Raw genomic sequence first — 12,737 nt, forward strand, 5'->3', positions numbered from 1 at the left:
GGGTGACGCCCGCCGCGCCACCGGCGGGCGGTCGTCGGTCAGGCTTCGATCTCGGAACGATCGCCGCTCCACAGAGTGTGGAACTTTCCTTCCGAGTCGGTTCGCTCGTAGGTGTGCGCCCCGAAGAAATCTCGCTGTCCCTGTGTCAGAGCGGCAGGTAGACGCTCTGCCCGCAACGCGTCGTAGTAGGAGAGCGAGGACGCGAACGCGGGGACCGGAATACCCAACGAGGCCGCTGTGATGACGACCCGACGCCAGCTGTCGATGGCGTTCTCGATGGCATCACGGAAGTACGGGGCCAGGATCAAGCTCGGCAGTTCGGCGTTGTCGTCGTACGCGTCCTTGATGCGGTCGAGGAACCGCGCGCGAATGATGCAGCCACCGCGCCAGATCGTGGCGAGGTCACCGGGATGCAGATTCCAGTCGTATTCGGCACTGCCCGCGGCGATCTGGTCGAAGCCCTGTGCGTAGGCGACGATCTTCGACGCGTACAGAGCCCGACTGATGTCGTGTGTGAACTGCTCCGCGTCGGTCGGCTTGTCGGCCAGTGTTCCCGAGGCGAGTCCGACGGCTGCCTTGCGCTGAGCGCGTGACCCCGACAGAGCCCGAGCGAACACCGCCTCGGCGATACCGGTGACAGGAACCCCGAGGTCCAGGGCCGCCTTGACCGTCCAGCGACCGGTGCCCTTCTGTTCGGCAGCATCGACGATCACGTCGACGAGAGGCTGACCGGTCTTGGCGTCGACCTGTCGAAGAACCTCGGCGGTGATCTCGACGAGGTAGCTCTCCAGATCACCGTTGTTCCATTCGGTGAACACGTCCGCTACCTGAGCAGGCGTGTAGCCGAGAGCGTCGCGGAACAGGTTGTACGCCTCACCGATGAGCTGCATATCGGCGTATTCGATGCCGTTGTGGACCATCTTGACGAAGTGTCCGGAGCCGTCGGGTCCGATGTGGGTGCAGCACGGCGTGCCGTCGACCTGAGCTGCGATCGATTCCAGTAGCGGACCCAGGGCCTTGTAGGACTCGGCCGGACCACCCGGCATGATCGACGGTCCGTTGAGCGCGCCTTCTTCGCCGCCGGAGATGCCGGCTCCGACGAAGAGCAGTCCGCGCTCCTTCATGGCCGCCTCGCGACGAATGGTGTCGGTGTAGAGGGCATTACCACCGTCGATGATGATGTCGCCCTCCTCCATCGCGCCTGCGAGCTCCTCGATCACAGCGTCGGTCGGGTCGCCTGCCTTGACCATGATGAGCACTCGGCGCGGCTTCGCGAGAGCGGCGACGAACTCCTCGATGGTTTCGGTGCGAACGAAGTTGCCCTCGGTGCCGTGCTCGGCGATCAGGGCATCGGTCTTGGCGACACTGCGGTTGTGCAATGCGACGGTGTGGCCGTGATGGGCGAAGTTGCGGGCGATGTTGGAGCCCATGACGGCGAGTCCGGTGACTCCGATCTGAGCCAGTTCTGTCGGTTCTGCTGCTGAGGTCATACAGACAGCTTTCCCTGCCGAGCGGCGTCGCGCGAGCCAACCCCCCAGCAGAACTCAAACCTGGCCGTAGACAACGACAAAAGGTGCCGCATTCGCGAAGAATGCGACACCTCATGTCGTCGAAATATGCTCCGGTCGAGTTACGACCGCACGGTTACGAACCGATCAGTGGCTGCGAGCCGGACCGTCGAAACCGTCGTACGAACGGCGTTCCGTGCGGCTGCGGAAGCCTCCGGAGCGGTGCTCGTCCTGGCGGGGGCCGGACGCGGGACGACGGTTGTCGGAGCCACGGTTGTCGGATCCACGACCCTCGTAGCCGCGACCCTCGGAGCGACGCGGGCGGTCGCCCTGGTAGCCCTCGTTGCTGCGGGGGTTGGAGCCCTGGTATCCGCCGCTGCTGCGCGGGTTGGACCCCTGGTAGCCCTCGCTGCTGCGCGGGTTCGAACCCTGGTAGCCGGTGCGGGGACGGTCACCCTGGTAGCCCTCGCTGCTGCGGGGGTTCGAGCCCTGGTATCCGCCGCCACTGCGGGGGTTGGAGCCCTGGTATCCGCCGCCGCTGCGGGGGTTGGAGCCCTGGTATCCGCCGCTGCTGCGGGGGTTGGAGCCCTGGTAGCCGGGACGGCTGTTCCGGTCACGAGGAGCGGACTCGGCGCGCAGAGGCTCACCGGTCGGCTTCTTCGCCCCGGTGATGCTGTTCAGCTCGGCCGAACCGGGCGAGACGTTGACGGCAGTGGCCTTGACGCCGGCCATACCGGTCAGACGCAGAACCTGACGACGCTGGTTGGGGAGCACGATCGCGACGACGGTGCCCTTCTCGCCTGCGCGTGCCGTGCGTCCTGCGCGGTGCAGGTAGTCCTTGTGGTCTGCGGGCGGATCGACGTGGACGACCAGGTCGATACCGTCGACGTGGATTCCGCGAGCAGCAACGTCGGTAGCGACGAGGACGGGGGTGCGGCCGTTCTTGAAGCGCTCGAGAACGCGGGTGCGCTGGTTCTGAGCCTTGCCGCCGTGCAGCGACTCCGCGGCGATACCGAGCGCACGGAGGCGATCGGTGATCCCGTCGCAGCCCAGCTTGGTACGCGCGAACATGATGGTGCGACCGCCTTCGCGAGCACCGATCTCGGAGAGAACGAGATCCTTCTGACCCCGGTCGACCATGAGGACGTAGTGATCCATGGTCCGGACACTGGCTTTGCCGTCCTGGGTGGAGTGCTCGACGTGATCGGGCAGGAACTGGCGAACCAGTGACTGAACCTCACGGTCGAGGGTGGCAGAGAACAGCATGCGCTGTCCGTCTGCCGGGGTGTCGGCGAGGACTGCACGCACCTCGGGCAGGAAGCCCATGTCGGCCATCTGATCGGCCTCGTCGAGCGCGGTGATCTCGATGGAGTCCAGGATGCAGGTGCCCTGGCGGAGGTGATCGGCGAGGCGGCCGGGAGTGGCGACGAGGACGTCGACTCCGCGTCGGAGCTGCTCGACCTGCTTGTTGAACGGGGTACCGCCGACGGCGGGCATGACTCGCAGGCCCTGAGCATTGGCGTAGGGAGCGAGGGACTCGACGACCTGGAAGGCGAGCTCGCGGGTGGGGACCAGCACGAGCGAACGCGGGCGCTTGGCGGCCGGGCGATCGGTGTGCAGCGACAGGCGCTGCAGGATCGGCAGGCCGAAGGCCAGGGTCTTACCCGAGCCGGTCTGCGCGCGACCGAGGACGTTCTTACCGGCGATCGCGTCGGGAAGCGCCTTCTCCTGGATGGGGGAGGGCACGGTGATCGAGTTGCGCGCCAATGCGGCGACGACAGCCTCGGGCAGTCCGAGATCGGCGAAGGTGAAGGCCGGTGCCGCTACGGGCGTCGGGACTGCCGTGGTGTCGGAAATGGTGGAAACGGGTGTGTTGGAAACAGCGTGGGTCACGCAGTAAAGCCTCTCCGGATTACGGGCACGCCAATAAGCCCGAAGCTGAGAGCACCCGAAGAACCGGGAAACACGAAAAACAGCCAGAACACATTGATACGAGCCAGGGCACTGTCACCTGGCCATCAGAATGCAGATGAGAACTGCATAAAGTGGGGCTGTTTGTGCCATTTCGATTGCTAGGTCGCGATGGCGACCGGTCTCTACTGTACGGGACGTACCGCCAATTGTTCGACTCGAGTCGATGTGACCTGTGCGACCCCGATCGCGTGCGAGCTCACCCGATGAGCTTGCTCAGCTCCTCCAGCCACGGCATGGCAACGTAGATCGTCGGAAGAACCAGGATCACCACGGCCGCCGCGTAGGCCGCCGCGGCGATGCGCACATCGCTGCCCGGGCCGCTCAAGCGCTGCACACGGATGAGGGTGTGCGGCCCTCCGGCGGCCATCGCGCCACGCGGTGCGGTGGACCCGGCGCACGTGACCAGTGCCCTGGCCAACGGAGTGGGTCCGGTGACCTTGACCGCCGAGTCGTCTGCGAGCAGCTCGACCAGCAGCTGCACGCTGCCGAGCGCCGACTTGCTACGGACGATCCGCGGGAAGGCTTCGTTGACGGCGGTGAACGCTTCGAGAACCAGATCGTGGCGGGCGCGTAGATGTGACCGCTCGTGGCTGAGGATCGCAGTGACCTCGGCCTCGGACAGGCTGGCCAACGTGCCCCGACTCAGGACCACCCGCTGACGCAGACCGGGTAGGCAGTACGCGATCGGTTCGGCCGCGTCGAGTACCCGGATGTCTGCGTCGCGAAGGCCGCGAAAAGGGTTCTCTCCCAAGTCGGTTCGATCCAGCAGATCGACGAGCACGCGATGCCTGGAACGTCGGCGACGGGTCCTGACCGCTACCCGAACGACGGAGAACATGAGCTTGGCACCGATGCCGAGCGTGATGGCGAGGACGACGACGTAGAGAGTCCACAGGGGCAGACCGAGCGCGTCGATCTCGTCGGTCGGTGCCGTCGTGGGACGACCGTCAGGTCCGGGGACGAGCAGCAGTCCGCCGATCGCGAGGCCGGAGCTGAAAGCCGAGAGCACCGCAGCGAGAGCAATTGCCTGCCAGAGAACCAAAGCGGCGCGCGGTGACCGGTACGGCCAGCTCGCGCGAGCGAGCACTGCCGGAACCGGCCCAGCCAGGATCAGCGCGAGTACTGCGAATACCAGCGCAGTCGTCGAGTTCATGTCCTCACCTACTGCCGCGAGCGTCAGTCCGTCGGACGGCGATCTCCAGCCGAAGGGGACTTCGATGTCGATTGTGCCACTTCCAACGCGGCAAGCGCCTCACGGAGGGCGTCGGCTTCGTCGGCCCCCACCTGACCGACGAAGTGCACGAGTGCCGCTGCGCGTCCACCCGACGCCGGTGCCTGCGACAGCGCATCGACCATAAGGCTTGCGACCAGCTCGTCGCGACCGTGCAACGGTGCGTAGCGGTGCGCTCTGTCGTCGCGTTGCTGGACAACCAACTTCTTCTTGGCCAGCCGCTGCAGCACCGTCATCACCGTCGTGTACGCGAGTTCGCGATGCGTCGCAAGTGCCTCGTGGACCTGTCGAACGGTCTGGGGATCGGACGACTCCCACAGATGGTCCATCACTGCGCGCTCTAGTTCACCAAGACCAGCCATTCGTCCGAGTCTACGGCTACTCCGACGTGGATGCGTACTACTCGTGGTAGTACCGACCGTTCAACTGATGTGGGATCGGTCATAGTCGCAGTCGCGACGAATCGGCGGGTCTCGACCGCAGGACTCCCGGGGCGAATAATCTGTGCTGTGATCGTGCCGCCTTTCGGCCCGACTTTCGAGAAGTGAGCGGAGACGAAAGCGTGGAGTGGTTCGATTCCCTGTCGTTGATCGATGGTCCGGTACCGGTGATCGTGTCCGTTCTCGGTGCCCTCGGTGGTCTGTGGCTGCTCGTCTCGAGGTCGCGGCGATACGCCACACGTGCAGTGCCGATCGTCGTCACGGCAGCGATCGTCGTCACGGCGATCGGCTACGTGGTGGTCGAGAAGGTGTGGCGACCGTTCCCTGATCCGATAGAGACCTCGATCTACGTGTGGATCGGAGTGGGCCTCGCTGCGCTGTTCGCGGTGATTCCCAGGGCGGTGACCGCCCGAGGGGTGCTGGGCACGCTGGCGTCGGTGCTGGCGATGGTGTTCGTGGTGGCGGCGTCGGCCCTGCACGTCAATCTCGAGTTCGACGCGTATCCCACCGTGGGCAATGCTCTCGGCGCCGAGTCGGCGGCGCGCATTCAGTTCTCGGATGTGCCCGCTGCGGTGGAACAGACCGTTACGGGAACACCTCTGGACTCGGTGTGGACAGCACCGGCAGATCTGGCAACCGCCGGAAAGATCACCTCGGCATCCATTCCGGCCACCGCGTCGAACTTCACCGCACGAGATGCGGAGATCTACCTGCCGCCCGCCTACTTCGCCGATCCTCGCCCGCTCCTTCCGGTTCTCGTGCTGCTCGCCGGCCAGCCGGGAGCACCCGAGGACTGGCTCAACGGCGGAAAACTCGCCGAGACGATGGACGATTTCGCTCGCGATCATGCCGGTCTCGCGCCGGTTGTCGTCGTCGCGGACGGAACCGGGTCGTCGATGGCAAATCCGCTCTGTGTCGACTCGCCGCTGGGCAACGTGGACACGTATCTCTCCCGCGACGTTCCCGACTGGATCGACTCGGCGCTGCAGGTGGACCGCAATCGCGCACACTGGGCGATCGGCGGATTGTCCTACGGCGGTACGTGCTCGATTCAGATGGCGACCAATCACCCCGATGTCTATCCCACGTTCCTCGACCTCTCCGGCCAGCGCGAGCCGACTCTCGGCGATCGAGACCGCACGGTGCAGCAGGCCTTCGGAGGAAACTCCGCGGCGTTCACCGCCATCAACCCACTCGACCTGCTGAAATCACGTCAGTACCCCGACTCCGCCGGTATTTTCGTCGTGGGGTCCGACGACAACGACTACAAACCGGGCCAACAGGAGATGTACGACGCGGCGAAGGCCGCCGGAATGGATGTGCAGTACGTGGAAGTACCGGGCGGACACAGCTTCGCGGTGTGGTCGGAAGGCCTCCGGCGCGAGCTGCCATGGTTGGCAACGAGAACAGGGTTGATTTCGTGAACGTGACCGATCCGGAACGACCGTCCGCGGCGGACGCCGAAGTATCGACACCCGCCGAACCGTCGTGGATGTCCGCGCGCACCGAATCCCTGAGGTCCGGTGCGTCTGCAGTGATGCGCCAGCTTCGGCGGGTGTGGGCGCTCATCGTGTTCGGTGCCGTGGGAGCACCGGTCAGTTTCACTTTGCTCGCCGTCGTCTGGGTGATGGGCATCGTCGCCGCGGTCGTGGACAACCGCGGCGAGATGGACAAGTACTTCGCCGTGGGCATCATGCCGTTCGAGCACTGGCACCTGTGGACCCCGCTCACCTCGGGTCTGGCGGCACCCAACATCGCCGGTTGTGTGGTGGCCACGGTCGGGGTGCTGCTGGCCGCCGCACCGATCGAGCGCCGTATCGGATCCCGTCGCTTCGCCGTCGCGGCGTTCGTGACGCAGGTGGCCGGTTCGTTGTTCGGCCTCGGTCTCGCGGTTCTGGCCAAGACCTTCGACGCGGACTGGGGATTCCGGTTGCACGTCGGAACCGCTGTGGGCCCGACGACCTGGATCTTCGGTGTGGTCCTGGTCGCGACCTCGCGAATGGATACGTTGTGGCGCAGGCGAATCCGCGTCGGCGTGCTGGCCTTGCTGGTGACATTGGCATTGTTCGGTGGACACCTGCAGGACGTCGTTCGACTCGCTGCGGCGGTGATCGGCCTGATCGTGGGCCCGTGGATCGTCGGTCGATCGGCACGTGGCCCTCGACTGGCGGGTACCCGACGCGAAGGCCGGGTGCTGGTTGCGCTGATCGTCGCTGCGAGCGCCCTCGGCCCGGTACTGGCGGCCCTGAGCCCCAACGCTGTCGGGCCGTTCGCGGTACTTCGTGATGTGGTGCGGGGAGTTCCGTACACGGCGGCGGAGGTGCGCGAAATCTGCGCCGACGCGACCACCGACCCGGTCGAATGCCGTCGTGGTCTGCTCGATCTCAGACTCGGGGGAGTCGGCCCGACCATCCTGAGCATCATGCCGTCGTTGTTCCTGCTGGTGGTCAGTGACGGCCTGCGTCGAGGCAGGCGTTTCGCGTGGGCCATGGCGGTGGTCTCGCAGGGAATTCTGCTCGCACTGTCGGTGGCCAACTTCGCGATTCGATTCCTCGAGTCCGGTGACGACCAGTCCCTGTTCTACGGCTTGGAATCGCCGACGGCGTACCGCACTGCGGTACCGTTCCTGCTGCCCCTGATCGTGTTGCTCGTGCTGATCGTCACGCGCAAGTTCTTCGACGTGTCGGCGCCTTCGGGTACCTACCGTCGATGGGCGGCCTCGGTGGTCGGGGTGGCGGCAGGACTCGCCCTGATCTACTCGCTCGGTGGGTATCTGGCCCGCGGTGGCTTCGCCGATTCGCCGTCCTTCGGCGGACTGCTGGTGGACTTCCCGCAACGATTGGTTCCCCCGGTCTACCTGCAATGGCTCGAACCTGCCCTGCTCCCGCAGAGCACGCCGACGACCCTGCTCTTCGAGTGGACCGGGGTGGTGTTCTGGGTGGTGGTCTGCGTGCTCGCTGCGAGTACCTTCCTCACCCCGGTGTACGGCACCGAGACCGACGCCGCCGAACGGGCGCGCGGATTGCTGATGTCGAGCAGCGGGTCCGCTCTGTCGTGGATGACGACCTGGCGCGGCAACAAGTACTGGTTCGGTTCCGACGGTCGCAGCTACGTCGCCTACCGGGTCATCTCCGGCGTGGCACTGACCACCGGGGATCCCGTCGGTCCGCGGGAGTCCCTGCGGGACAACGTCGTCGAGTTCGCCGAGTTCGCGTCCGAGAACGGGTGGATCCCGTGCTTCTACTCCGTCACTCCCGACGTCCGCCGCATCACCGACTCCCTCGGTTGGGGAGGAATCCAGGTCGGTGAGGAAACGGTTCTGGACCTCGACAGCATTGCGTTCACCGGCAAGCGATTCCAGGACGTGCGGACTGCGCTGAACAGAGCGAAGAAAGCCGGCGTCGTCGCCGAGTGGATCCGCTTTCCTTCTGCCCCGCTGGCGATCACGGACCAGATCACTGCGATCTCGGAGGAATGGGTCGCGGACAAGGGTATGCCCGAGATGGGCTTCACCCTCGGCGGTCTCGAGGAGGTCGACGACGAGAACGTGCGGTGCCTGATCGCCGTCGACGAGAACCGGACCGTGCACGGCGTGACCTCGTGGATGCCGGTGTACGAGGACGGCGTCATCGTCGGATGGACGCTCGACTTCATGAGACGCCGGTCCGAGGGCTTTCGGCCCACGATGGAATTCCTCATCGCATCGGCGGCCCTGCTGCTCGAACAGGAAGGTGCCCGATTCCTCAGCCTCTCGGGCGCACCCCTGGCCAAGGTCGACGAGAAGCAACCCGAACACGTCTCCAGTGCCGAGCAGTCCACGCTGTCTGGGCTGCTCGAGCGATTGCTCGACGTCCTCGGACGCACCCTCGAACCCGTCTACGGATTCCGTTCCCTACTGGCGTTCAAGTCGAAGTTCCAGCCTCGCTACGAACCGATGCACATGACCTTCGCGGATCCGGCCGCACTGCCCAGCATCGGAAATGCGATCGGCCGGGCATATCTGCCCGACGTGTCGATCGGCCAGGGCGTCAAGCTGGTACGCACGATGATCGAGCGGTGAGACCCCGCGCTACCGCTCGGTGGAAGCACCTGCGGCGGCGTGACTCTCGGACCGGACGGGTCCACCGACCGACCCGTACACGTGGCGGGTGCCGATCGGAACGATGAGCGGACGGTCGGACATCGGATCGTCTATCACGGCGGCTTCGAGGCCGAACACGTCGAGCAGCAGCTGCTCGGAGATGACGTCCTGTGGCCTGCCCGAGGTGACGATCCGGCCCTGCTTCATCACGATCAACCGGTCGCTGTACCTGATTGCCAGGTTCAGATCGTGCAGGACCATGACGATGGTGCGGCCGAGTTCGTCGTGCAGGCGGTCGACGAGATCCAGGACCTCGATGGAGTGCGCCAGATCGAGATAGGTGGTCGGCTCGTCGAGCAGCAGGATATCGGTGCCCTGGGCCAGTGCCATCGAGATCCAGGCGCGTTGCCGTTGGCCACCGGACAATTCGTCGACGGGTCTGTCGGCGAGGTCGCTGATTCCGGTCAGTTCGAGTGCGTTCGCGACCTCTGCCTCGTCGTCCGAGCTCCACTGCCGGATCCACGATTGGTGGGGGTGACGACCGCGTGACACGAGATCTGCGACGGTCAGTCCTTCGGGAGCAGTGGGCGCCTGAGGCAGCATCCCGAGGGTGCGGGCCACCTCTTTGGTCTTCATCGACGAGATCGCCCGACCGTCGAGCATCACGCTGCCGGCCTTGGGCTTGAGCAGGCGGCCGAGCGAACGCAGCAGCGTCGACTTTCCGCAGCCGTTGGGTCCGATGACCGTGGTGATGACACCGGTGTGAATCTCGAGATCGAGGTGTTCGACGATGGTGCGGTCGCCGTACCCGAGGCTCAGATCGTTCGCGATCAGACGCGAGGTGTGGCTGGTGGTCATACGGAGGCCTTTCGGTTACTGCGAACGAGTAGGTAGAGCAGGAACGGTCCACCGAGGGCCGAGGTGACGATGCCGACCGGGAGTTCCACCGGCAGAATCGTGCGCGCGATCAGATCGCTCGCCACGACCAGCAATCCACCGAGAAGTGCCGACGCGATGATCGGCGGGCCGGGCGTTCGCAGCACCCTCAGCGCTATTTGGGGAGCGGCGAGCGCCACGAATCCGATGGGTCCCGCGGCGGCGGTGGCGATCGCGGCGAGTGCGACGGCCGCGAGCAGCATCATGGCCTGACTGTGTTGCAGACGGACCCCGAGCGATCGTGCGTTGTCGTCGCCGAGTCGCAGGGCACCCAGAGTGAACGTCGCGACGACTGTGCCGCCACCGACGAGGACGACCGCGATGGCGACCGGCCAGACCGCGGACCAGTCCGCTCCGTTGAGTGACCCGTTGAGCCAGACCTGAGCGCGGGAGACGTCGTTGATGTCGGCGCTGATCAGCAGCCAGCCGATCACCGCGGTGAGCATGGCGTTGACGGCGATGCCGACCAGAATGAGCCGGAATCCGTCGACGCCCTTGCGCCAGGCGAGGGTATAGATCGCGATGGCGGTGAGCAGGCCGCCGATCAAGGCCGCCAGAGGAAGGCCGAGGGTGGCAAGCAGCCCGCTGAAGCTGCTGCCACCGCCGAGCACGATCAACGCGACGGCCGCGGCACTGGAACCGGCCGTGATGCCCAGTATGTCGGGGCTGGCGAGGGCGTTGCGGGAGATCGACTGCGTGATCGCGCCGGATATACCGAGGGCGGCCCCGACCAGGAGCCCGGTCAGTGATCGGGGCAGCCGCAGGTCCATCACGATGAATCGTTCGATCCTCGAACCGCCGCCGAGCAGCACGTCGAGGACCTGCACGATCGACAGCGGGAAGTCGCCTCGGCCGACGTTCACACACATGACCAGCACCAGCGCCGCAGCCAGTAGGACGGTCGTCAGTATCATCAGTGGCCGTCGGACCATCGAGATCGGACCGAGGCGGAACGCAGGCCGGGTGCGAACGCCGCCGTGGCCGGGCGTCGGTGTGGGGGACTGCAGGTCGGCGGTCACAGGCCGACCAACTTCCGGCGTCGGACGAGAGCGATGAAGAACGGCGCTCCGATCAGTGCCAGAACGATGCCCACCTGAAGCTCGCCCGGGCGCACCACGACTCGGCCGATGACGTCGGCGATCATGAGCATCACTCCGCCCATGAGGCCTGCATACGGGACGAGCCAGCGGTAGTCGGGTCCGGTCACCGCGCGGGCGATGTGCGGGACGACGAGGCCGACGAACGCGATGGGCCCGCATGCTGCGGTGGCTGCACCGGTGAGCAGCGTGATGGCGAGGATGCCGATGGTTCGGGTGATCGCGATGTTGGTCCCGAGGGATCGTGCGACGTCCTCGCCGAGGCTCATGACGTTCAGGCCGGGGGTGCTCGCCAGTGCGATGAGGACGCCGATCACCAGGAACGGCAGGACCTGCCACAGTACGTCGAGGCCGCGTCCGGCAACGGATCCGACCACCCAGAAGCGGTAGCCGTCCAAGCTGGTCTGATCGAGCAACACGACGGCGTTGGTCATCGCCGAGAGAAAGAATGCGACGCCGGCTCCGGCCAGGGCGAGATTGACCGGACTCGATCTGCCCGACCCGATCGACGACAGTCCGAAGACGACGATGCTCGCCACCGCCGAACCGGCGAACGCGAACCACAAGTACTGACTCGGCGAGGTGAACCGAAACAGATAGATGGCCATGACGACGAAGAACGCCGCCCCGGAATTGAGGCCGAGCAGGCTGGCGTCTGCCAACGGGTTACGGGTGTGCCCCTGGATGAGAGCGCCTGCGATGCCGAGTGCGATGCCGACGACCAGTGCGAGCACCGTGCGTGGGATCCGCAACGTGCGCACGATGATGTCGGTGTCGGTGCCCGTCGAATTCAGCAGCGCATGGGCGATTTCGGCGAACGTCAGTGGCCGCGCGCCGATGGCGATACTGGCGAGGATGCCCGCCACGAGCGCGACGACCAGGACTGCCAGGCCGAGCAACCTGCGCTTTCGGATCGCCGCGACCGAGCCGTCCTTGGGAACGGGCTCGAATCCGTCTGCTGCCGCGGTCTTGTCGCGGACCACTTCCGACGACGACGTGTCGATCCCGAACTGACGACGCAGAGCCCGGCGTGCGCCGAGGGGGCCATGGGTCGAGGTGTCTCGCAGCGTGAGCCCCAGCCAGCGCTTGCCGGTGCTCTGGCCTTCGTTGCCGTCGCGGTATCCGCGGTTCCAGACGAACAGAGCCGCCGTGACGCACACCGCGATGGTGCCGAACACGAATCGGTCGGCTTGGCCGCCACCGTTGTCGTCACGAAGCGCGTCGACGATCGACCACCCGACGAACAGGGGGATCAGCACGATCAGTGCGTCGATCGCGGCTGCAGCGAGGAGAGAGCTACGCGGCGGCGGCCCGGTGGGCACGTCCTCGGTCCCGTACGGCTCGTCGGAAGACCGGCGTGCGCCGTGGGGGCCGAGTAGCGGAGCTGTTGTCACAGTGCTCGTGACTCCTCGCTGTTTCGAAGGGACACGGTTTAGGTTACGGAACCCTTCCTCGGCGCGTGAGGTGAGG

General features: G+C 65.9%; 9 protein-coding genes. 2 read left to right on the forward strand and 7 right to left on the reverse strand.

Annotated elements, in window-relative coordinates; all coding sequences use genetic code 11:
• Positions 1-38: 38 nt before the first annotated feature.
• The 4 genes from gndA to R4P47_RS13990 form a co-directional block, all read right to left on the reverse strand.
• Positions 39-1,490 carry an NADP-dependent phosphogluconate dehydrogenase gene (gene gndA, locus R4P47_RS13975; RefSeq protein ID WP_094615060.1) on the reverse strand — a complete coding sequence of 484 codons (1,452 nt, stop codon included), beginning with the start codon at positions 1,488-1,490 and terminating at the stop codon, positions 39-41.
• A 165-nt stretch (positions 1,491-1,655) separates the two neighbouring features.
• Positions 1,656-3,401 (reverse strand): DEAD/DEAH box helicase, encoded by a 1,746-nt coding sequence (locus tag R4P47_RS13980; RefSeq protein ID WP_394855459.1) that lies wholly within the window; start codon positions 3,399-3,401, stop codon positions 1,656-1,658.
• A 277-nt stretch (positions 3,402-3,678) separates the two neighbouring features.
• Entirely contained in the window at positions 3,679-4,635 is a 957-nt protein-coding gene (locus tag R4P47_RS13985; RefSeq protein WP_094641731.1) for a M56 family metallopeptidase, read from the reverse strand.
• Positions 4,636-4,658: 23 nt separating this feature from the next.
• On the reverse strand, positions 4,659-5,075 hold the full coding sequence (locus tag R4P47_RS13990; RefSeq protein WP_094641733.1) for a BlaI/MecI/CopY family transcriptional regulator: 417 nt from the start codon (positions 5,073-5,075) through the stop codon (positions 4,659-4,661).
• Between the two features lie 200 nt (positions 5,076-5,275).
• Between R4P47_RS13990 and R4P47_RS13995 the strand changes: the two genes are divergently transcribed.
• Both R4P47_RS13995 and R4P47_RS14000 read left to right on the forward strand, forming a co-directional pair.
• Positions 5,276-6,577, forward strand: a complete 1,302-nt coding sequence (locus R4P47_RS13995; RefSeq protein ID WP_317785059.1) for an alpha/beta hydrolase — start codon at positions 5,276-5,278, stop codon at positions 6,575-6,577.
• A gap of 68 nt (positions 6,578-6,645) precedes the next feature.
• On the forward strand, positions 6,646-9,213 hold the full coding sequence (locus R4P47_RS14000) for a bifunctional lysylphosphatidylglycerol flippase/synthetase MprF (RefSeq protein WP_411567338.1): 2,568 nt from the start codon (positions 6,646-6,648) through the stop codon (positions 9,211-9,213).
• Between the two features lie 9 nt (positions 9,214-9,222).
• On the opposite strand, the gene R4P47_RS14005 is transcribed toward R4P47_RS14000, so the two are convergent.
• From R4P47_RS14005 to R4P47_RS14015, 3 genes are all read right to left on the reverse strand, one after another.
• On the reverse strand, positions 9,223-10,092 hold the full coding sequence (locus R4P47_RS14005; protein ID WP_269594070.1) for an ABC transporter ATP-binding protein: 870 nt from the start codon (positions 10,090-10,092) through the stop codon (positions 9,223-9,225).
• The gene (locus tag R4P47_RS14010; protein ID WP_317785061.1) at positions 10,089-11,102 is read right to left on the reverse strand and encodes a FecCD family ABC transporter permease; all 1,014 of its coding nucleotides are present in this window, start codon (positions 11,100-11,102) and stop codon (positions 10,089-10,091) included. The genes R4P47_RS14005 and R4P47_RS14010 overlap by 4 nt, the downstream gene beginning before the upstream one ends.
• Before the next feature lie 83 nt (positions 11,103-11,185).
• Positions 11,186-12,661: an iron ABC transporter permease gene (locus tag R4P47_RS14015; protein ID WP_317785043.1), complete on the reverse strand. Its 1,476-nt coding sequence runs from the start codon at positions 12,659-12,661 to the stop codon at positions 11,186-11,188.
• Between the last annotated feature and the right edge of the window lie 76 nt (positions 12,662-12,737).

The organism is Rhodococcus sp. IEGM 1370, assembly GCF_033142325.1.
In the GTDB taxonomy this organism is placed as follows: Bacteria; Actinomycetota; Actinomycetes; order Mycobacteriales; family Mycobacteriaceae; genus Rhodococcoides.

Bases quoted from the DNA above. Each gene is read 5' to 3' on its own strand.
- R4P47_RS14010 (WP_317785061.1), bottom strand. From the start codon at position 11,102: ATGGTCCGACGGCCACTGATGATACTGACGACCGTCCTACTGGCTGCG.
- R4P47_RS13985 (WP_094641731.1), bottom strand. From the start codon at position 4,635: ATGAACTCGACGACTGCGCTGGTATTCGCAGTACTCGCGCTGATCCTG.
- gndA (WP_094615060.1), bottom strand. From the start codon at position 1,490: ATGACCTCAGCAGCAGAACCGACAGAACTGGCTCAGATCGGAGTCACC.
- R4P47_RS14005 (WP_269594070.1), bottom strand. From the start codon at position 10,092: ATGACCACCAGCCACACCTCGCGTCTGATCGCGAACGATCTGAGCCTC.
- R4P47_RS13990 (WP_094641733.1), bottom strand. From the start codon at position 5,075: ATGGCTGGTCTTGGTGAACTAGAGCGCGCAGTGATGGACCATCTGTGG.
- R4P47_RS14000 (WP_411567338.1), top strand. From the start codon at position 6,646: ATGTCCGCGCGCACCGAATCCCTGAGGTCCGGTGCGTCTGCAGTGATG.